We start from the raw sequence: 21,612 nt of genomic DNA, 5'->3' as shown, positions 1-21,612 counted from the left end.
CTACTTCAACCTGTCTCACTTTCCCCGAAGGGAAATGGCGGAGAGGGAGGGATTCGAACCCTCGGTACGATTTCTCGTACGGTTCCTTAGCAGGGAACTGGTTTCAGCCACTCACCCACCTCTCCTTGAGAACGGGGCGTATACTACCATAATTTTTCTGTTTTCATAGGGTTGACACAAGTTTTTTCGACCCCGATTTTCCCCGCCATCAAAAAAGCCGTTCAGGTTTCCCATGAACGGCTTTCTGTCTCTCAGCTATTGCCGGGTTCAGGCTCTTCAGAGCCCTTTTCCGACTGAATTCGCTGATAGATTTCTTCGCGATGCACCGCAACTTCTTTCGGGGCATTAACGCCAATCCGTACCTGATTGCCCTTCACCCCGAGGACGGTGACGGTGATATCGTCGCCGACCATCAGAGTTTCGCCTACACGGCGAGTTAATATCAACATATCCCTTACTCCCTATCCAGAGCTACCTGTTCCGACTAATGGTTTTTAAACTACTTGTTGCTTTTATAGTGGGAACACTTACTGACCGGAAGACGCACATTCACTTATACGGTTCACGTTTGTCATAGGTTCAGTATATGAATCCCTTATTTCCGGGGCCCCCGCAAATCGACCCGTTACTTGCGGGTGTCAGGCCTCTTCAGATACTGCAGCCTTATCCAGCTCAAAGGTACTATGAAGCGCACGAACCGCCAGCTCCAGGTATTTTTCATCGATCACCACAGAAATCTTGATTTCCGATGTGGAAATCATCTGGATGTTGATGCCTTCATTGGACAGTGACTCAAACATCTGGGTAGCTACCCCCGCATGGGAGCGCATGCCCACGCCAACAATGCTGACTTTGGCAATTTTACCGTCACCGGCGACTTCACGGGCGCCGAGCTCGTCTGCAACCCGCTGAAGAACCTCTTTGGCACGCTTGAAATCATTGCGATGCACAGTGAACGTGAAGGCGGTCCGGTTATCCTCACCAACGTTCTGAACGATCATATCCACTTCGATATTGGCATCGCTCACTGGCTTCAGAATACGCAATGCGCTGCCCGGGGTATCCGGGACGCCGGCAATTGTCAGTTTGGCTTCATCACGGTTAAAAGCGATGCCGGAAACAACCGGTTGTTCCATGGCGTTTTCATCCTCAAGAGTGATCAGGGTACCTCCACCTTCCTGGAAGCTGGAGAGAACCCTTAACGGAACGTTGTATTTACCTGCAAATTCGACCGCCCGGATCTGGAGTACTTTCGAGCCAAGACTCGCCATCTCGAGCATTTCTTCAAATGTAATCCTGTCCAGCCGGCGAGCGGTGTCAACAACTCTGGGATCGGTTGTGTACACACCGTCTACGTCTGTATAGATCTGACACTCGTCTGCCTTGAGCGCTGCCGCCAATGCCACTGCCGTGGTATCAGAGCCGCCCCGTCCCAGGGTGGTGATATTTCCATTGTCGTCCATACCCTGAAATCCAGCGACAACAACGACCCGACCGGCATCAAGATCCTCGCGCATCCGCTGCTCGTCGATCTGTTTTATCCGCGCCTTGGTATGACTGCTGTCAGTCAGAATTCGCACCTGAGACCCGGTATAGGAACGCGCATCACACCCACGCTTTTGCAGGGCCATGGACAAGAGCGCAATCGTTACCTGCTCACCAGTGGAAACGAGCACGTCCATCTCACGGGGCGTCGGCTCTTCCATGATATCGCTCGCGAGGCCGATCAGTCGATTGGTCTCACCGCTCATGGCGGAAACCACGACAACCACACTGTGACCGTCTTTCCGGAACCGACTCACTTTGTCGGCTACCGCTTCAATACGTTCGGTTGTTCCAACCGACGTGCCACCATATTTCTGAACCAACAGAGCCATTGTTTTCCCAATATCCGAAACGGGGACCAACAGCGAAGCACAGCTCCGCCAATCAAAAAAAGCGGGCGGGATTATAAACCCCTGCCCGCTCACAAAAACAGTTGCTTAAGCGCTATTTTTTTCGACCCAGCCGGCGACGCCCGCCAACGCACCCTCAAGCTTTGACGGATCGTTCCCGCCTCCCTGGGCCATATCCGGGCGTCCTCCACCCTTGCCATCAACCTGAGCTGCCAGATGCTTCATCAGATCCCCGGCCTTGACCCGGCCAGTGGCGGACTTGGTTACACCGGCAACCAGTGTCACTTTTCCGTCCTCAACGCTGGCAAGAACAACGACGCCTTCGCCGAGTTTGTTCTTGAGTTGATCAGCGGTCTCCATCAAAGCCTTGCGATCTGCGCCTTCAAGTTCCGCAGCCACCACTTTGAGGCCAGCCACATCGATCGCGGTGCTCGCCAGGTCCGTCCCGGCCGAAGAGGCAAGTTTTGCCTTCAGGGCGTCCACTTCCTTTTCGAGCTGCCGATTACGGTCAACGGTCTGCTGAACCTTTTCGATCACCGTGTCACGGGCGCCTTTCACCAGACGGGCTGCCTCTCTCAGGGTTCGCTCGGTGCCATCAATCCAGTCCAGCGCGCCCATACCAGTGACCGCCTCAATACGGCGAACACCGGAGGAAATGCCACTTTCTGACGTAATCCGGAACAGGCCAATGTCACCCGTCCGGGACACGTGGGTACCCCCGCACAGTTCGACAGAATAGCTGTCGGTGCCCATGCTGAGTACCCGCACCACATCACCGTACTTTTCACCGAACAGTGCCATGGCGCCCTTTTCCTGGGCGTTTTCCATGTCGGTAATTTCAGTGTGCACGAGGCTGTTTTCCAGAATCTGCTCATTCACCTGACGCTCAATCTCCCTCAGCTGTTCGGGAGTAACCGCCTCGAAATGGGAGAAATCAAAGCGCAGCTTGTCCGGATCCACCAGTGATCCTTTCTGGCTCACATGCTCTCCCAGCACTTTTCGCAGAGCAGCGTGCAGCAGGTGCGTGGCGGAATGATTGCGTTTGGTGCGATCACGGCGGGCGTGGTCAATCCGCGCATCCACCTCCAGGCCCGGGAACAGCTCCCCTTCAATCAGGGTACCCAGATGCAGATGGTTGTCTCCTTCCTTACGTGTGTCCGTCACCTTGAAACGGCCACCACTCCAGGTCAGCAGGCCGGTGTCACCCACCTGGCCGCCGGATTCAGCGTAAAACGGCGTGCGTTCGAGAACCACAACCGCTTCATCACCCGCCTCTGCGGTTTTCTCCTCTCCGTTAACGATCACCGCACGGATTTTTTCCTGGCCATCAATATGGTCATAGCCGGTAAATTCGGTCTTGCCTTCAATCTGCAGTCCGGCAGCGTTGTAGTCGATGCCAAATTTGCTGGCAGCACGAGCACGCTCCCTCTGCTCTTCCATGGCTTTCTCGTAGCCGTCATAGTCCAGCGTCAGGCCACGTTCACGAGCAATGTCGTTGGTCAGGTCTACCGGGAAACCGTAAGTGTCGTAGAGCGTGAAGATGGTTTCGCCCGGAATCTCGGTACCTTTGAGTTCGGCAATATCCTGCTCGAGCAGGCGCAGCCCCTTGTCCAGGGTCTTCACAAACTGCTCTTCTTCCTGCAACAGCACTTTTTCTATCTGCTTGCGACTGCTTACCAGCTGCGGGAAGGCTTCACCCATCAACTCACACAGGGCACCGGTGAGCTTGTGGAAGAAAGGTCCGGTTGCGCCCAGCTTGTTACCATGGCGAGCCGCCCGGCGAATGATCCGGCGCAGCACGAAACCACGGCCCTCATTGGAGGGCATCACACCGTCCGCAATCAGGAACGCACAGGAGCGGATGTGATCGGCAACGACCCGCAGTGACGCCTCGGTGGTGGCCGCACCACCAAGAATCACGGAAGCCTGCGCCAGAAGGTCCTGAAAAAGATCAATCTCGTAGTTGCTATGCACACCCTGCAGAACCGCCGTGATTCGCTCCAGGCCCATGCCGGTGTCAACCGAGGGCTTGGGCAACTTCAGCATCTCACCGTCAGCGGTCCGGTTGTACTGCATGAACACCACGTTCCAGATCTCGATATAACGGTCACCGTCTTCTTCTGGCGACCCCGGAGGACCTCCAGCCACATCCGGGCCGTGATCGTAAAAAATCTCGGTACATGGTCCGCAGGGACCGGTATCGCCCATCTGCCAGAAATTGTCGGACGCGTAACGGGCACCCTTGTTATCGCCGATGCGAATGATGCGCTCGGCCGGCACCCCGATTTCCTTGTTCCAGATATCGAAGGCTTCGTCGTCTTCCGCGTAAACGGTCACCCAGAGTTTTTCCTGGGGCAGGTTCAACCATTGCTCACCGGCGAGGAACGTCCAGGCGAAGTTGATCGCCTCACGCTTGAAGTAGTCACCAAAGCTGAAGTTACCCAGCATTTCAAAGAAGGTGTGGTGACGGGCGGTGTAGCCAACGTTTTCAAGGTCGTTGTGTTTTCCACCGGCGCGGACACATTTCTGGGTGGAGGTTGCCCGGGTATAGTCACGTTCTTCACGACCGAGAAACAGATCCTTGAACTGGTTCATGCCCGCATTCGTAAACAGCAATGTGGGGTCGTCCGCAGGTACCAGCGAACTGCTTGGAACAATGGTGTGACCTTGTTGCTTGAAATAATCGAGGAATGCCTGTCGCAACTCTGCGGTTTTCATAGCCCTTTGATACCTTTCCAGAAACCCGGAGGAAATGCCCCCGGGTCCGCGATTGAATACGAGTACTTACATGCTTGTGCAAATCCGCTACTCTAGCACACGCCGAGAACAGGAAAAACGTGAAACATCACAGGAGATTCCATGCCCCGACGCTTCCATGACGCCGAGGAACTATTCCCGCCAGCCACTGCACTGAAGCGCGCCCTCGCCATTATTTACGACGGCTTGATCAGCATTGCCGTGCTGCTTGTCGCAACCTGGGCGTACACCATGGTCGCCGGCTGGATGACCGGCTGGGATCACTATGAACACATGGCCGAGACAGGCCAGCTCTCCGGAGATCCGGGGCTGACATTTACCCTGTTCCTGGTCCTTTACCTGTTCTTCGGCTACTTCTGGACCCGCATTGGCCAGACTCTTGGCATGCAGGTGTGGCGAATCCGCATAGAAAACATTGACGGGACCTCTGTGAGCTGGACCAAAGCACTCAGACGTTACGTAACAGCGGCTGCAGTCATCTTCCTGACACTGCTTGCCAGCTACTACCTCGGGGAAGCCACTCTGTTTCTGAGTATTCCGGCTATGATCGCACTGTTCTATCCGATCAACGGTCTATCGGTGACTGACCGCCTGTCTGACAGCGTCGTTGTCTCGATTCCCAAGGAAGCCGGTACGAAAAAGCGCACCGCAAAGTAACTGCCCGGGATCCCGACGGGCCTTTCAACCGGCCCGTCGCATCAAGACCGCCCCGACCATGGCATTCACTGCAATGGGCACCAATACCGCCAGCATCGGGTTGAAGCCGTAAACAAGACTCATGGGCCCCAGCAGGTCCTGCATGTACTTAAAGAGTAGCCCTACCAGCAAGCCGGTAAACACCCGGAAGCCCATGGTCACCGAACGCAATGGCCCGAATATAAAGGATATCGCGACCAGTACCATCACAGCCGTGCCGAGTGGCATCAAGGCTTTCTTCCAGAATGCCAGCCAGTAGCGCGAGGCATTGAGGTTTTGCTCGCCCAGGTAACGGGCGTAGGTAAACAAACCGGTCATGGAGAGATTTTCCGGTTTTACAATCAGGACACTCAGAACATCCGGGGACAGACCCGTTTCCCATTTCAGTGTCTGGTTCTCGGAACGGGTGGCTCTGTCGTCTTCGAATTCCGTGGTGTGGACCTTCTCCAGAAGCCAGTAATCGCCCTGGTATATTGCCCGCTCCGCAAAGCTGGCTGAACGCAGCTGCCTGTCTTCGTCAAACCTGAAACGCGAAACCCCGTGAAGCACACCGCTGGGCTGAACCGCGTTCAGATGAATGTAGACGTTCCCCTCCTTGTGCCATACCCCGGAGGCCGAAGCCACGTTGGTCCCGGCGCCCAGGGCTACCGCCTTGTCACTCTGCGCCACACGCTCTGCCGGCGGGGCCACGTATTCGCCAATGAGTACACCGAGAATGACCACAACGAGAGCAGGCTTCATGGCCGACCAGACAATGCGCTTGAGCGAGACACCGGCAGCCCGGATAACGGTCAGCTCCGATGAACTGGCCATGGACCCCAGCCCCACAAGACACCCCATGAAGGCGCCCAGTGGCAGATAGTCATAGATGCGGCGCGGCAGGGTCAGAAAGACATACCAGAGAGCTTCAAGTGTCTGGTAATTGTTCCGGGTATCCTCAAGCTCGGCAATAAAGGCGAAGATGAGATCAAGCGACAGTACCACCACCATGACCAGAAACATGGCGCCGCCCACGGTTCTCATGACGTAGCCGTCAATCCTGCGCATGGGCACCTCCTTCCCGCATCAGGCGCCTGCGATGCAACCAGGCAGGGCCAAACTGCAGCCAGAGACCGAGCCCCAGAAACAGGGCATGAACCCAGAGCATACCTATCCACTCCGGAACCTGCCCCTCGGCCAGCCAATCCCGGGCAACAATCAGCAATCCCAGATAGGTGATATAAACCAGCATCGCCGGGAGCAGGTGGAAAAACCGCCCCTGGCGAGGATTAACCCGGCTGAGCGGCACAGCCAACAGCGTCACGACGGGAACAATCAGGGGCAAAGATAAACGCCAGTGCAGCAAGGCCCGATCTTCCAGCTGGTCTGACTGCATCAGGCTCAAAGTACTGGCGCCCTCCTCCAATTCCCGGGTTCCCGCATTACCGCTTTCGATTTTCAGACCATAGGCCTCGAAATCTATGACGTTGTAATCAAGCTGACCTGCAGTACCGTCAAACCGGCCTCCTCTCTCCAGGATAAGAAACCGGCTTCCGGTCTCCGGATCCACGAGCTGGGAACCAGACTCTGCGGTGATGATTGTCAGCCCCTGGCCGTCTGCTGCGTATTCCGCAATAAAAACGCCCTGCAACTGCCGTTTGTCTTCACTCAGGCCTTCGGTATAGGTAACCCGCCCGCCCGAGGAGAAATCCTGGAAGCGGCCCGGGGCCAGCATCTCGAATTCCGTGGCTTTTCGCTGCTCATTGAAAATCTCCTCAACCTGATTCATACCCCAGGGAGACACATAGAGACTCATAACACCGACAATCACCATGACCGGGAGACTGCCCAGAAGGGTTTTAGCCAACAACGCCTTGTCACTGACGCCGCAGGCAAACAACACGGTCATCTCGCTCTCAAGATACATGCGCCCGTAGGCGAGCAGGATGCCGATAAAGAGACCCAGCGGCAGTATCAGCTCAAGGAACCCCGGAAAACGGTATGCCATGATCTCAAACAACACGCCGGCCGAAATACTTCCCTGGGCGGCACTGTCGAGATATTTCAGGAACCGGCCACTCATGAACACCATCAGCAGGATGCCCGAAACGGCAATCATGCTGATCATGATCTGACGAATGAGGTAACGGAAAATAATGCTCAAATCGGTCTCTCTGGCCGTATCCGCTGAAACGTGGAGGATGCTGGGAACAGCGCGTATTCTATGTAACCTTGGTGCCGAATGACAGAGCAGCAGTATTACACCGACATGAATGTCTGGCCGGGCCCGGTAGCTATAGCAATCGCTTGATAATTTCACTGCCTGCCCCAATGCTAGACTAGATCACCATCAAGAACGATTCCCGCCGCCGGCGGATGTCTCGCGAACAATCAACAGGAGTTGCCATGAATTTCAGCCTGAGCAGTAAAGCCATCGCCAGCACCAAAGCGGACTGCCTCGTTATCGGCCTGCCTGAAAAGGGCACCTGGCCGGATTCGACGAGTCAGGTCGATGAAGCACTGGGCGGGCTGATCAAGACACTCCAGAAGGCCGGCGACATTACCGGCAAAAACGCCAGTACCGCCACTGTCCCCCTGACAGACCAGCCCTGGAGCCGTCTGCTGGTTGTCGGCACCGGTAAAGATACCGATCGCAGCCCGACAAACTACCGCAAGGCTCTGATCGCGATGATGACCGCCCTTAAAGACGGTCCGTCAAAAAGCATCGCGGTCGCCCTGACCGATACCAGCGTGACGGGCGAAGAGGCCGTCAGCTCCGAAGTGGCCCGTCTCAGCCTGATCGGGCGTACCCTGGAAGACCAGCTCTATACCTTCAGCGACTTCAAGAGCGAAAAGCCCGCAGCCCGCAAGCTGAACAAAGTGGTGGTACTTGCCTCCGGTGCCGGCAAAGCCCTGAAAGACGCCTTCAACCTGGGCCTCGCCACCGGGCGTGGCATGAACCTTACCCGGGATCTGGGCAATACTCCGCCCAACATCTGTCACCCCGAGTGGCTGGCTCAGCAAGCCCGGAAGATGGCCAAGGACTACGACTGCATCCAGACCGAAGTGCTGGATGAAAAGCAGATGGCAAAAATGGGCATGAACACCATTCTGGCCGTGGGTAAAGGCAGCGCCCAACCTCCCAGGCTGATCGTCATGGAATACCGTGGCGGTAAGGCCAAGGACAAGCCCCATGTGCTGGTTGGTAAAGGTATTACCTTCGACACCGGCGGCATCAGCCTCAAGCCCGGCGAAGGCATGGACGAAATGAAATACGACATGGGCGGCTCAGCCAGTGTCTTCGGCGCCATGAAAGTACTGGCTGAAACCCAGCCCAGGATCAACGTGGTGGCCGTCATTGCCGCTGCCGAAAACATGCCGGATGGCAGCGCTTCTCGCCCGGGCGACATCGTCACCACCCTCTCCGGCATGACCGTTGAGATTCTCAACACCGACGCAGAAGGCCGCCTGGTACTGTGTGACGCCCTCACCTATGTGAAGAAATTCGACCCCGCCGCCGTTATTGATCTGGCAACCCTGACCGGTGCCTGCATCATTGCCCTGGGCAACCACGCCACCGGCCTGCTTGCCAATAACGACGGGCTGGCCAACGAACTGCTGGCCGCCGGTGAGCGCGCTGGTGATCGTGCCTGGCGCCTGCCCCTGTGGGACGAATACCAGAGTCAGCTGGACAGCAACTTCGCCGACATGGCCAACATCGGCGGCCGCCCGGCCGGCACCATCACCGCCGCCTGTTTCCTGTCCCGATTCGCCAAGGATTACCGCTGGGCCCACCTGGACATCGCCGGTACTGCCTGGCACTCCGGCAAAGCCAAAGGCTCCTCAGGCCGTCCGGTGCCTCTGCTGGTCGACTACCTGATGTCCCATGCAGGAAAGTAATTCCACCAGCTCCCCGGAGCCCGGCAGCCCTGCTGCCGGGCACTCCGGACAGGAAGACAGGAACCAACGCTACTGGTTCCACATACTTGCCCAGAACACCTCCGCCGCCCGCAACCTCCACGCCGCCAAACTTGTGGACAAAGCCTGGCAGCAGGGTGACCGCGTGTGCGTCGTCTGCGATACCATGCAACACGCCGAAGAACTGGACGACCTGCTCTGGAGCTTCCGCCCCGACGCCTTTATCCCCCACAGCCTTGTACCGGATTCTGAGACGACCTGCCCCGATCCTGTCGGCATCCTGCTATGCCCTCCTGTTCCCGAGGACTGGGATACCGTCATCATTCTCTCGGCAACCTTGCCGGCGAATGCAGACCGGTTTAAACGGCTTGCTCTGGTTGCCCAAAACGATCCGGATGTTCTGAATCAGGCCCGCTCACATTTCAGGCAATTGCGGACGCTCGGGATAGAACCCCGGGTTCATGATCAGAGGAACCGTTAGGTTCGCCGCAAACAGGGCGACCATGTATAATCGGGCGTCTGAAATTTCCCTTGTGAATCAACCAACGGTCACTGCAGAACCCCATGGAAAAAACCTACCAGCCAGAAAACATCGAGCGCCAGTGGTACGAAAACTGGGAATCCAAAGGGTACTTCCGCCCCAGCGGCGAAGGCGATTCCTACAGCATCGCCATCCCGCCACCCAACGTTACCGGCAGCCTGCACATGGGCCACGCGTTCCAGCACACCATCATGGATACCCTCACACGCTTCAAGCGTATGCAGGGCCGCAACGCCTTATGGACTGTTGGCACCGACCATGCCGGCATCGCCACCCAGATGGTGGTTGAACGCAAGCTGGCCGCGGAAGAAGACCAAACCCGCCACGACCTGGGCCGCGACGAGTTCATCAAGCGCATCTGGGACTGGAAAGAACACTCCGGCGGCACTATCACCCGCCAGATTCGCCGCCTCGGCAATTCCGTGGACTGGGACAACGAACGTTTCACCATGGACGACGGTTTCTACAAGGCCGTTCAGGAAGTGTTCATCCGCCTGTACGACGAAGGCCTGGTGTATCGCGGCAAACGGCTGGTGAACTGGGATCCGAAACTGCATACCGCAATTTCCGATCTGGAAGTGGAGAACAAGGAAGAGAAGGGCTTCTTCTGGCACCTGCGTTACCCCCTGGCCGACGGTGTCAAAACCCAGGACGGCAAGGACTATCTGATTGTCGCGACCACGCGACCGGAAACCATGCTGGGCGACACCGCCGTTGCCGTACATCCGGAAGACGAGCGCTACCAGCATATGATTGGCAAGCACGTCATGCTGCCTTTGGTAAATCGTCGCATCCCCATCGTAGCCGATCACCACGCCGACCCGGAAAAAGGGTCCGGCTGCGTGAAGATTACCCCCGCGCACGACTTCAACGACTACGCTGTCGGCAAGCGCAACAACCTGCCGATGATCAATGTCATGACCCAGGATGCCAATATCCGGGAGCTGGCCGAGGTCTTCAATGCTGACGGCACCGAAAACACCGAACTCGACGGCACCATGCCGGGCGCATACGCAGGTCTGACCCGAGAGGCCGCCCGCAAACAGATCGTTGCCGACATGGAAGCTCAGGGGCTTGTCGAAAACATCGAAGATCATGTGCTGAGCGTTCCCCGGGGCGACCGCTCTGGCCTGATCATCGAACCCATGCTCACCGATCAGTGGTTTGCCGATGCCAAGACCCTGGCCAAGCCAGCTATTGAAGCGGTGGAAGACGGCCGTATCCAGTTCGTGCCCAAACAGTACGAGAACATGTATTTTGCCTGGATGCGCGACATTCAGGACTGGTGCATTTCCCGTCAGCTGTGGTGGGGTCACCGGATTCCGGCCTGGTACGACGCACAGGGCAATATCTACGTGGGCCGCAGCGAAGACGAGGTTCGCAAAAAGCACAACCTGCCCGCCGATGTTGAACTCAGCCAGGATGACGACGTTCTCGATACCTGGTTCAGCTCTGCCCTGTGGACGTTCGGCACCCTGGGCTGGCCGGAGATTACCGAACGCCTGAAAACCTTCCATCCGACCGATGTGCTGGTGACCGGCTTCGACATCATCTTCTTCTGGGTTGCCCGGATGATCATGATGACCATGCACTTCATGAAAGACGAAGATGGCACGCCGCAGGTTCCCTTCCATACCGTGTATGTCACCGGCCTTATCCGGGACGAGCACGGTGACAAGATGTCCAAGTCCAAGGGTAATGTGATTGATCCACTGGATATGATCGATGGCATCAGCCTCGATGACCTGATGGAGAAGCGCACCGGCAACCTGATGCAGCCCAAGCTGGCCGAGAAAATCGGCAAACGCACCCAGAAGGAATTCCCCGAGGGCATTGCGGCTCATGGCACCGATGCCCTTCGCTTCACCCTGGCAGCCATGGCCACCACCGGCCGTGACATTAACTGGGACATGAAGCGCCTGGAAGGCTACCGCAACTTCTGCAACAAGCTCTGGAACGCTGCTCGCTACGTATTGATGAACACCGAGGGCGAGGACTGCGGCATCAACGATGAGCCGGTGGAGCTGTCCCTGGCCGACCGCTGGATCGTCAGTGAACTGCAGAGCTGCGAACAGGAGGTTATTCGTCACCTGGATCAGTACCGCTTCGATCTGGCCGCCTATGCGTTGTACGAGTTCATCTGGAACGAATACTGCGACTGGTACCTGGAGCTGTCCAAGCCGGTACTCAACGACGAAAACGCCAGTGCCGAGGCCAAGCGTGGCACCCGTCGCACCCTCGTGCGCGTGCTGGAAGCCGTCCTGCGCCTGGCTCACCCCATGATGCCGTTCATTACCGAGGAAATCTGGCAGCGGATTGCGCCTCTTGCCGGCAAGAGTGGCGACAGCATCATGCTGCAGCCCTACCCCCAGCCTGATGCCAGCAAGCAGGATGCAGCCGTTACCGCTGACATTGAGTGGCTCAAAGGCGTCATTGTGGCGGTACGGAACATCCGTGGCGAGATGAACATCTCCCCGGCGAAAAAGATTCCCGTCCTGCTGCGGGGCCAGGAAGCCGAAGACCAGCGTCGCATGAACGACAATCGCCAGTTCCTGGGTTCTCTTGCCAAGCTGGAAAGCCTCGACTGGTTTGACGGCGACAAAGCACCGATGTCGGCCACGCAGCTCGTCGGTGACATGGAAGTACTGGTTCCCATGGCTGGCCTGATCGACAAGGATGCAGAGCTCAAGCGCCTGGATAAGGAACTGGAGCGCCTGCAGAAGGAAATTGGCCGCCTCGAAGGCAAGCTGGGTAACGAGAAGTTTACCGCCAAGGCGCCAGCCGAAGTGGTTGAGAAAGAACAGGAGAAACTCCGTGATGCCCAGAGCAGCCAGGCCCGCCTGAGCCAGCAAAGGGCCGAAATCGAGGCCATGTAACCTGCATGATCGGGATTCTCGGTGCAGGCTCACTGGGCAGGCTTTGGGGCGCATCACTGCCAGCCGGCAGTGCTGGGTACCTGGCCAGGCCCGGTCAGCCGCTCCGGGATAATCTCAGTTACCGGTTCCGGCCCTTCAACGGGCCGGAATCGACAGTTCGGACTCCCTTCCTCAGAGCCATCGACGAGCCCGAATTGATTCTGGTCACTACCAAGGCTGGTGACACCCTGGACGCCATTGCCGGGATAGTTGACCGGTTACCCGAAAGCACTCCGATCCTTCTTTTCCAGAACGGCCTCGGCAGCCAGCAAGCCGTAGCTGGCCAATGGCCGGAGCGCCCCATCCTGGCGGCCAGCACCACCGAAGGCGCCAACCGGCCGCAGCCGGACCTGCTGGTCCACGCCGGCACCGGTGATACCTGGGTGGGACCGATGACCGAGCCCGCCCGACCCTGTCTCCAGGGGGCGGTAGCCTTGCTGCAAGCCAGCGGCCTGGCCATTCATCCGGAGCAGAACATCCTCAGGCGTCTCTGGCAGAAACTCATTATCAATGCCGGCATCAATCCCTATACGGCCATTCTGGACTGCCCCAACGGCGGGATCCTGAACGCGCCGCTCTACCAGGACACCATCGAAGACCTGTGTCAGGAATTATCGGTACTGATGGAAGCCGCAGGTCAGGACAGGGAGTCACCGGCAGCCCTGAGACAGAAAATCGAGGGCGTTGCTCTCAGCACCGCCGGCAACACCTCATCCATGCGCGCCGATGTTCTCCAGGGGCGCCGGACCGAGATAGACTTTATCAACGGATATCTGATGAAACTGGGAAATGACCTTGGTATAGAGACACCGGTGAACCAAATGCTGACAGAACGGGTACAACAATTGTCGGCACATTAACAGGAGCAGACTGATGGGCAATCGCCTTTCCAAGATTTATACCCGCACCGGAGATGATGGCTCCACGGGACTGGCCGATGGCAATCGTATTGCCAAGAATGCACAGCGGGTTGAAGCCATGGGCACCGCTGACGAGCTGAACTGCCATATCGGACTGTTGATTGAAACCCTGGACAGCGACGACGAACTGGTCGACAGCCTTCGCCGCATCCAGCATCACCTCTTTGACCTTGGGGGTGAGTTTGCCATCCCTGGCAGTCGTGTGATCGGCGACGAGCATATCGGCTGGCTGGAAGCGACCCTGGATCAACACAATGACGACCTGCCGCCCCTGAAGAACTTCGTACTGCCCGGCGGCAGCCCTGGTGCCGCCCAATGTCATCTTGCCCGCGCCGTTTGCCGTCGGGCAGAACGTGTGGTCGTCGCCCTCGGCCATGAAGATTCCATCAACACCGCCTCCCGGCACTATCTGAACCGGCTTTCGGACCTGTTGTTCGTGATTGCCCGGGTGCTTGCCCGCCGCGAAGGCGGTGAAGAAATTCTCTGGGAACAAAAAAAATCCGGCCTCTGATGGCCGGATTTTTCTTTTCGCCCATGCCAGGACTGGCGGTAATCAGACTTTGAAGGCCTCCACCAATCGCTGAAGTGAGGCTGTCAATTGCGACATTTCTCTTGAGGAATCCAGTGTCTCGTCTGCATTGGCGGCCGTCTTCTGTCCCAGCTCACCAATCTGCTCGACGTTCGAATTCACGGTCTTGGCAACGGCAGACTGCTCCTCGGCCGCCTGGGCAATCTGATGACTCATATCGACAATCACCGAGATACCCCTGGCGATGCCGTCCAGAGCTTCCGTCACCTCACCAGACTTCTGCACCGTTGCCTCAGTAGCATCGCGACTGCTGGTCATGGACAGCACCGCATCTTTCACGTCGCTCTGCAGCCGTGAGATCATGCCCTCAATCTCTTCGGTCGATTTGTGGGTGCGCTGGGACAACGAACGCACTTCATCGGCGACCACGGCAAAGCCTCGCCCCTGCTCACCAGCTCTGGCTGCCTCAATAGCGGCATTCAGGGCCAGCAGGTTTGTCTGCTCTGCAATCGCCTTGATCTCGACAAGCACCTGGCTGATGTTGTCACTGTCCTTGCTGACCCGGTTGATCACCTCTACAGAACCGGATATCTCCCCGGCAAGCGTGTTGATGGTTACAACTGTATCAGCAACCACTTCCCGCCCGGTTTCAGTATCATGCTCTGCGTTACTGGCGCTGTCAGCAACCCGGTGAGCACTTTCGGTCACTTCATGGACCGCCTCAACCATCTGGTTCATGGCTTCATTGATCTGGCCACTTTCTTCCATCTGCCGCGCCACCGCCTCGCTATTGGCTGCAGCCGTGTCGTTCACCCGAACCGCCTGCTGATCCACTTCGGCTGTGGTTCGACTGACCGACCGGATCAGCTCTGCGATCCGGTCGGTCATGTTGTTGAATTCGGTGGTCAGTTCTCCCAGCTCGTCACGATTCGGCAAACTGATACGCGTCGTCATATCACCAGCAGCAACGCTTCGCGCAGCTTTGCTAAAGCGGTTAATGGCTGTGCGCACTGACATAAAGAAACCGATATAGAGATAGACAACCACCAGGAGCACAACAACCAGGGCAACAACAATCAACAGGCGCTGGCTTTTCTCACTCTCAAGCCGCGTCCTCAAATTGGCATCAAGCACTCCAAAAGCGACCATCTTGAGCTGGTCATAATATGCCAGCTGCGCAGACATCAGATCATCGTACTCGGCCCATGGCATTTCCAGGCGCATGGGCGTAATCACGTTATGGTCAAGCTGGTCCCGTACCACCATCAGACTCTCATCAACCCGTTGAATAGCGTTGCCAGCCTGCTGCGAAAAAGCCGGAGAAGCCTCCGAGGCAAGCGCCAAGGCCGGTGAGAGTAATGAGCTACGATTGGTCAACTGATCATAGATTTCGTTCAGGGTTTCGCTCAGGGCATATCCCACCTGGCTTTCAACCAGCGCGAAGGTTCCGTAGGACTTTGCACGCCCGATAACTGTGCGTGCAGCGGGCAGTGAGTCATGCACCAGACCGAGAATCAGCTGATTCTCCCCCGACACCCCCTCCCCGAGCCCTGATATTTCGATCGTCGCGGAGAGCAGAGCCTGTGCTTTCAGGACAAACTCCTGATAATACTTGAACTGCGGATCGAAGCTGCCCTGGTAGCTATCATCTGCCTGCAGACGCTCCCATTCCTGACGAAGAGCCTCGACCCGCTCGGCCCACGAGCCGGACGTATCAAAAGAACGCTCCTCGGCATTAAGAAGCGACAGGATCTCGTCAATCTCGCTGGCCGCCTTCCCCGACAAGGCCGCAATAGTGGCCTCATCCTTCATGATCGCCGGCGACCGGTAATCACGATAATCCATGGCAGCATCTACCAGCCGATCCACCTGACGGAGCTGTTCAAGTCCCTCAACGCCGCCGGTCATAGTCTGGACCGAACGATTCAGCTCGGAAACGGTAAGCCACGAAAGGCCCCCAATCGGCAACAGGAACAGAATGCTGATGAGGCTGAATTTGTAAACCATCGGCAGCCTGTTCATCAAGGCTATAGCAGGATAGATGAGTCGCTTCACAGGGTCCCTCACGTTGGCGAGTAAAGACTGAACGTTATTTCTTTTTTTATATTGTCGCCTAAAGTCGTAGAAACTTGAGCTTTTTTTGTTGTTGAACTGTAACTCTTCTGAGAGTAGACCTCAGACGACTCCGGAAATAACCAGTAGAGCAAGCGTACATATCCATACCAGCATGCTCCTGTTCAGCAGATCCCTGACGGCTTTCAGGCTTCGCCCTCCGAACGCTGTCCACTCGTCCGGGTGAATTCGGGAAAAACGCGCAGGGTCCAGTGCGTATCCGGTTAATGCCCCATTGGCCGAAATCATAAGCACCTCTCCGACGCCTCTGGTAACGCCGGTAAGGGTTCGACGAGTTTCCCTAAGCCACCCAGCAAGATCTCCGGCAATCCCAAAGGTCAGCGAGAGAAGCCTTGCGGGAATCCAGCCCATCAGGTTTGACAGTCGTGCAAAACGTGGCCTGGCTGGCGCCTGGGGCCATTGTTCAGCCAGCGCGACCAACCCGCGAGCCAGTACCGCGAGACCGATACCGCCGACCACGTACCAGAACGCCACAAGAAAAAAGCGCTCAAACACAGAGACCATAAGTGTTTTGGACAAAGACAGGTGCATGGCCTCCGGCGACAGTGCCGCGCCACGCTCGTCTGCAGGCAAACGATCTTTCACATGATGCCAGGCCGACTGCATGTCACCCCGCTGCCACGCCTGTGCGTAAACTCCGAGCAACTTCGACCAGCCTGGCGTGCCCATAAGAACAACCAGCACCAGGAACTCCAGGGGATACGCTGCCATCCGCCAGCCTGATGACACCAACAGATACTCTGCCAACCCGAGGAGAAGGGCCGGGAGCAAAACCAATACCAGTCCGGCCATGATTCCGGCTTCATGACCCGCCCGGGCACGGCGGCCATTTCGGAACCAGTTTCGCCAAAGCTCCTCACCCGAGATCAGATCCAGGGAATCCAGACGCCGGCGCACCATGTATGCAAACAGAAACACGATGAATTCCATTCAGACACTCCTCCGGGATGATCGGGCAGTTCGCAGTACTTCCCGGAAATACGCCCAGTCAAAAGACGGACCCGGATCACTCTTGCGGCCAGGGGCGATATCGCAATGGCCGGTGATACGATCGCTGGTGATGTCCGGCCAGGCAAACATGATCAATTCCGTCACTTCTGCGAGCGCCCGGTACTGCTCCGGGGTATACGGAATCTCGTCGGTGCCCTCAAGTTCAATCCCGATGGAAAAGTCGTTGCATTCCTCCTGCCCTGCAAAACACGAGCGGCCGGCGTGCCAGGCCCGGTCAAGCAGGCTGACAAACTGAACAAGGCTGCCATCGCGACGAATCAGCAGATGCGCCGATACCTGAATGCCAGCAATCGTCTGGAAATAAGGATGCGCCGAGTGATCAAGCCGGTTGCAGAAAAACTCTTCTATTTCCGGCCCGCCAAACTGGCCTGGGGGAAGGCTGATGTTGTGGACAACCAGTAACGAGATGTTGGCACCATCGGGGCGGGGCCCGAAGTTCGGTGATGGACACCAGTGTGCGGAAGGCACACGCCCGGTTTTCAGAAGCGACGTTCCATCGGTACCGGGGGTTGAGAGGCGTTCGGAGAAAACGTCTGAATCGGGCACAGTAATTCCAAAAGTTTCAGAGTATTACACGCCCTGATTGAATCACAAAGTTGCCACGGTTGCTATGAATCAGTCCTTACGGCTGCTGCGGAGATTGTCTATGATCGATTCCAGTGCCCGGTCAAAAATCAGGCCATCATCCAGCATCCCGATGTTCCCGGCTTCCATGTCTTCAGCCAGTTCCTGACGGAAATACTCGGCCACTTTGGCACCACTGCGGTTCACGAAAATGTACTTCCCGGTAGCCTTGATAAAAGCCGCAAGCTTGCAGCGAATCCTGGTTTCGTCACGAGTGAGTTCAATCCAGGAGCCTACACGGAGGCTTTCGGCCTTTTGCAGCCACTGAGACGACACCGGATCGGCTGTCCCGGTTATTCCGCTATCCTCGGTTGAAGCCTCGGTGACGGCTTCAACCGCTGTCGCAACAGACGCACCTGGCACCACAACTTCATTGACCACTTCAGCAGGTGCCGGAGTTGCCTCGACCGTATCCACAGGCTTTTGAGGCTGGAGCACATCCGCCGGTTCCTCAGCGAATTCGGGACGGGACGGCGCCGTTACCAGACGCTGAAAAACATCCACATGCGCAAGTTCAAGATCACGAATCGCCGCATCGGTGGCAAACGGATCCCAGGAGATTTCCTGCAGTGCTTTTCGGAGGTCATCCACGATGGCAGGAATCGCCCGCAATAACTCGCCACGGGTGGACTCATTGACCGGACGAGGGTCCACGCTCCACACCAGTTGTCCGGTCAGGTTTTCAGCGTATTGCCAGCGATCACTGTCCTCACCTTCTCTGAGAACCACCCATTGCAAATACTTGACCCACGCCTCGTTGAGCAACCGGGTCACCGGCTCGGGAAGGTCACGTTGCTCGGTCAGGTCCTGCACCAAGGCTTCCGCCACCTCTGACGCCCGTTCCTGACGAGCCCGACCTTCTTCGGCATCACGAAGCCTCTGCTCCACCAGCTCACGACGCCTGCGATCAAGATCCATGAAGTGACTGAAGTCTTCCAGCAGCGTCTCGAACAGCTTGACGTTCGTGGTGAACTCACTGAGCACCCGATCCACCACTGATTCAATTTTCTCCCTCAGCGGGTCTTTCTGACCGGCCTTCTTCTCGGTCCAGCCGATGGCAGAGAGGGCCAGTTCGTTGAGCAACTTGCGGACCGGATGACCACCGCGATTGAAAAAATTCTTGTCGCTTAACGCCACTTTCAGCACCGGAATCTGCAGGCGCCCGATCAATGCCTTCATCACCGGATGCAGGTGCCGATCCTCAAGGATGAAATCGAACAGCATGGAAACCAGATTAATGACATCGCTGTCCACCTGTCCCACGTTGAGGCCATGCCCTTCGCCAGAGCGCAGAATGGGTTGAAGCTGCTCAGTCAGGGGTACAACAGTCCCATCGTTCCATTGCCGGCTATTGGACTGAGCCTCGGTAAGACGGGCCATGAGGCGGTCGGTATCAATGTAACCTTCGCCCGGAGAAACCCCTTCGCTGGTTGATCCGGCATCACTGCGGTGCAATAGCGCACTGAGCTCTGAGAAGGTGGCCTGGGACTGAGAAACGCCCTCGCCATCATAGTCTGAACTGTCTAAAGTCTCGGAGGCCGTTACCGTGTGACCTTCGCCCGACGGGCTTTGACTCACCCGTGTGGACACCTTGCCGGCAGGAGGCCGCTTCATATCAGGCATTACCCCCTCGTTAATCAGGGTGCGGTTTGCTTCTTTGTAGAACTCACCCAGCGTGTCAACCAGCAGACGGTCGAACAACTTCAGAACCACCAGCTTGGCCCGGATATCAATATCCAGATCGGAACAGGCCTCGGCAACACCACCACAGATGATCTCAGGACTCAGAGGCATCTGAGCATCCTTCAGCTCGATATCCGGCACCATATGACCAACCCGCACCGTCAACAGACGAATCTGCTCCGTGTGACGATTTCTGAGTTTGTTGATCAGATTGTCGACAGCCACCTGCTGCTCAAGCTGGGAGTGATCGAGGAGACTCAGTGATTCGCCATCAACATCGTCGAGAGAGTTGCCCGATGGCTGGGGCTGAAATTTCCCGATTTCATTAAATGCCTGGCTGACATACTGGAGAATGGATACAACCATGGGTTTGCGGCGGAGCCTGAGCTCGCGCATGGCGTCAAAGTAGGCGGTCTGATCGAGGTTTGAGCCAGCCCTGTCGGCAAGCTCGAACAGGGCGTCATCTGCGCGGTCAAAAAACTTGGCAAGCACAGTCTTCAGAGACTGACCCGATGCGTCACGCAGTCGAACGAGTTCAGCCGGCAACGAGAACCGGGCTGGCGGCTTTTTGCCTGAAAAGCTGACAACCTTGTTGTAGTGCACCATGTCGCTTATTTGCCCTGTGTTCCAATGAATACCCGAGAATTTCTTAACTTTAGATCATACGGTCTGCTCACGTCAGTTTGTGTCAGAATTTGTCACCTTTTGTGTACACCTGAACTGCGTCACAGTTTAGCAGTGCAAACTGACGAATTTGGCGATTCAGAGGCTGCGCTTTAGAATTGGCAACCCTGAAAGACCACAACCCACTGCATCGGACACTTTGCCCTATGATCCCCCCTGAACTCCTTCGTCAGGCCAGAATCGAAAATGTTGCTCAAAGCCTGCGAGAAGATATCGGTGATGGTGATGTCACGGCCAAACTGATACCCGCCGACAAGCATTCGCAAGGCCGCGTTATTACCCGGGAAACCGCAACCATTGCAGGCACGGAATGGGTCGACGAGGTTTTCCGGCAGGTTGATCCGGCTGTTGAACTCACCTGGCAGGTCTCCGACGGTGAAGCCGTTTCACCAGACCAGGTATTGTTTACCATGGAGGGGCCTGCCAGAAGTCTGTTGAGCTCTGAACGTGCCGCACTGAACTGGCTGCAAACCCTTTCCGGGGTCGCCACGGCGTGCGCCGGCTATGCCACCCGGGTTGCCCACACCAACGTTCGCCTGCTGGACACCCGGAAAACCTTGCCAGGCCTGCGCCTGGCCCAGAAATACGCGGTTACCTGCGGAGGTTGTTTCAACCATCGTATCGGGCTCTGGGATGCCTTTCTGATCAAGGAAAATCACATTGCTGCCTGCGGTTCTATTGCCGAAGCCATTCAGGCCGCACATCAGATTGCCCCCGGCAAGCCCGTTGAGGTGGAAACCGAGAACCTTGACGAACTCGCGCAAGCGCTGACCGCCGGCGCAGACATCATCATGCTGGATGAATTTTCACTGGAGGACATGCGAACAGCGGTTGCTACCACCAGGGGTCGCGCAAAACTCGAGGCCTCCGGAGGGATCAATGCAGACACTCTGGTTCCAATTGCAGAGACCGGCGTCGACTTCATCTCGATCGGGGCGCTGACCAAAGACGTGAAAGCCGTGGACTTGTCCATGCGCCTGGATTGATCATTCGCCACTGAGCAAACGGTCGATTGCTTCAAGCTCACGAACCAACCGGTCGCCAGACTCGCGACGTCCACGAAAATGCTCCTCGGCCATGGGTGCGATGCCGGAAGCCGAGGGCAACGCGTGGTCATTTTCAATGATCACCTTCATCCGGGCCACAAAGACAAACTGTAGCCACTGGGTGAATTCCAGAGTATCCAGGCAGAATGGCTGAGCGCTCTGGAAAGCCTCTTCCGGAGGTGCCTCAGACTCCCAAAGCCCCAAATTGCGCAACTCCATCTCAATGCCCAGAAGGCAGTCTGCAACCTGCCCGATCAGGTTACCGGATTCGGTCATATCAA

The 21,612-nt window shown here is 56.9% G+C and carries 17 protein-coding genes and 1 tRNA gene; 7 read left to right on the top strand and 11 right to left on the bottom strand.

Annotation, left to right across the window (positions count from 1 at the left end; translation table 11 throughout):
• Positions 1-35: 35 nt before the first annotated feature.
• From KO499_RS15310 to alaS, 4 genes are all read right to left on the bottom strand, one after another.
• Positions 36-125, bottom strand: a tRNA-Ser gene (locus KO499_RS15310).
• A 126-nt stretch (positions 126-251) separates the two neighbouring features.
• Positions 252-449 carry a carbon storage regulator CsrA gene (gene csrA / locus KO499_RS15305; RefSeq protein ID WP_008172808.1) on the bottom strand — a complete coding sequence of 66 codons (198 nt, stop codon included), beginning with the start codon at positions 447-449 and terminating at the stop codon, positions 252-254.
• A gap of 189 nt (positions 450-638) precedes the next feature.
• Complete coding sequence (locus KO499_RS15300) at positions 639-1,877, bottom strand: aspartate kinase (protein ID WP_215984640.1); 1,239 nt, start codon at positions 1,875-1,877, stop codon at positions 639-641.
• Positions 1,878-1,982: 105 nt separating this feature from the next.
• A complete protein-coding gene (gene alaS / locus KO499_RS15295; RefSeq protein ID WP_215984639.1) occupies positions 1,983-4,613 on the bottom strand; it encodes an alanine--tRNA ligase in 2,631 nt (876 codons plus the stop codon).
• 141 nt (positions 4,614-4,754) lie between these two features.
• Between alaS and KO499_RS15290 the strand changes: the two genes are divergently transcribed.
• A complete protein-coding gene (locus KO499_RS15290; protein ID WP_215984638.1) occupies positions 4,755-5,309 on the top strand; it encodes an RDD family protein in 555 nt (184 codons plus the stop codon).
• Between the two features lie 24 nt (positions 5,310-5,333).
• Here KO499_RS15290 and lptG read toward each other — a convergent pair whose 3' ends face one another.
• Together lptG and lptF are read right to left on the bottom strand one after the other, a co-directional pair.
• On the bottom strand, positions 5,334-6,395 hold the full coding sequence (gene lptG, locus KO499_RS15285; RefSeq protein WP_215984637.1) for an LPS export ABC transporter permease LptG: 1,062 nt from the start codon (positions 6,393-6,395) through the stop codon (positions 5,334-5,336).
• Positions 6,382-7,491, bottom strand: a complete 1,110-nt coding sequence (gene lptF, locus KO499_RS15280; protein ID WP_215984636.1) for an LPS export ABC transporter permease LptF — start codon at positions 7,489-7,491, stop codon at positions 6,382-6,384. The genes lptG and lptF overlap by 14 nt, the downstream gene beginning before the upstream one ends.
• A 242-nt stretch (positions 7,492-7,733) precedes the next feature.
• On the opposite strand from lptF, the gene KO499_RS15275 reads away from it, so the two are divergent.
• The 5 genes from KO499_RS15275 to KO499_RS15255 all read left to right on the top strand — a co-directional run bounded on the left by KO499_RS15275 (position 7,734) and on the right by KO499_RS15255 (position 14,132).
• Positions 7,734-9,227 carry a leucyl aminopeptidase gene (locus KO499_RS15275; RefSeq protein WP_215984635.1) on the top strand — a complete coding sequence of 498 codons (1,494 nt, stop codon included), beginning with the start codon at positions 7,734-7,736 and terminating at the stop codon, positions 9,225-9,227.
• Positions 9,214-9,726 carry a DNA polymerase III subunit chi gene (locus KO499_RS15270; RefSeq protein ID WP_215984634.1) on the top strand — a complete coding sequence of 171 codons (513 nt, stop codon included), beginning with the start codon at positions 9,214-9,216 and terminating at the stop codon, positions 9,724-9,726. The genes KO499_RS15275 and KO499_RS15270 overlap by 14 nt, the downstream gene beginning before the upstream one ends.
• 83 nt (positions 9,727-9,809) lie before the next feature.
• Positions 9,810-12,662, top strand: a complete 2,853-nt coding sequence (locus KO499_RS15265) for a valine--tRNA ligase (protein WP_215984633.1) — start codon at positions 9,810-9,812, stop codon at positions 12,660-12,662.
• Between the two features lie 5 nt (positions 12,663-12,667).
• Positions 12,668-13,561, top strand: coding sequence for a ketopantoate reductase family protein (locus KO499_RS15260; RefSeq protein ID WP_215984632.1), 894 nt, complete (start codon positions 12,668-12,670; stop codon positions 13,559-13,561).
• A 13-nt stretch (positions 13,562-13,574) separates the two neighbouring features.
• On the top strand, positions 13,575-14,132 hold the full coding sequence (locus tag KO499_RS15255) for a cob(I)yrinic acid a,c-diamide adenosyltransferase (RefSeq protein ID WP_215984631.1): 558 nt from the start codon (positions 13,575-13,577) through the stop codon (positions 14,130-14,132).
• A gap of 42 nt (positions 14,133-14,174) precedes the next feature.
• Here the strand turns inward: KO499_RS15255 and KO499_RS15250 are convergent, their stop codons facing one another.
• The 4 genes from KO499_RS15250 to KO499_RS15235 all read right to left on the bottom strand — a co-directional run bounded on the left by KO499_RS15250 (position 14,175) and on the right by KO499_RS15235 (position 20,207).
• A complete protein-coding gene (locus tag KO499_RS15250) occupies positions 14,175-16,205 on the bottom strand; it encodes a methyl-accepting chemotaxis protein (protein ID WP_215984630.1) in 2,031 nt (676 codons plus the stop codon).
• Positions 16,206-16,325: 120 nt separating this feature from the next.
• Positions 16,326-17,213: a histidine kinase gene (locus tag KO499_RS15245; protein ID WP_215984629.1), complete on the bottom strand. Its 888-nt coding sequence runs from the start codon at positions 17,211-17,213 to the stop codon at positions 16,326-16,328.
• The gene (ampD, locus tag KO499_RS15240; protein ID WP_228340010.1) at positions 17,214-17,777 is read right to left on the bottom strand and encodes a 1,6-anhydro-N-acetylmuramyl-L-alanine amidase AmpD; all 564 of its coding nucleotides are present in this window, start codon (positions 17,775-17,777) and stop codon (positions 17,214-17,216) included.
• Between the two features lie 132 nt (positions 17,778-17,909).
• Complete coding sequence (locus KO499_RS15235) at positions 17,910-20,207, bottom strand: DUF1631 domain-containing protein (protein ID WP_215984627.1); 2,298 nt, start codon at positions 20,205-20,207, stop codon at positions 17,910-17,912.
• A 224-nt stretch (positions 20,208-20,431) separates the two neighbouring features.
• Between KO499_RS15235 and nadC the strand changes: the two genes are divergently transcribed.
• A complete protein-coding gene (nadC, locus tag KO499_RS15230) occupies positions 20,432-21,271 on the top strand; it encodes a carboxylating nicotinate-nucleotide diphosphorylase (protein WP_215984626.1) in 840 nt (279 codons plus the stop codon).
• Here nadC and KO499_RS15225 read toward each other — a convergent pair whose 3' ends face one another.
• Positions 21,272-21,607, bottom strand: coding sequence for a YqcC family protein (locus KO499_RS15225; RefSeq protein ID WP_215984625.1), 336 nt, complete (start codon positions 21,605-21,607; stop codon positions 21,272-21,274).
• Positions 21,608-21,612 lie beyond the last annotated feature (5 nt).

This window comes from Marinobacter sp. F3R08 (assembly GCF_018860425.1).
Taxonomy (GTDB): Bacteria; Pseudomonadota; Gammaproteobacteria; order Pseudomonadales; family Oleiphilaceae; genus Marinobacter.
This window is presented reverse-complemented; position numbering and strand designations above follow the sequence as displayed.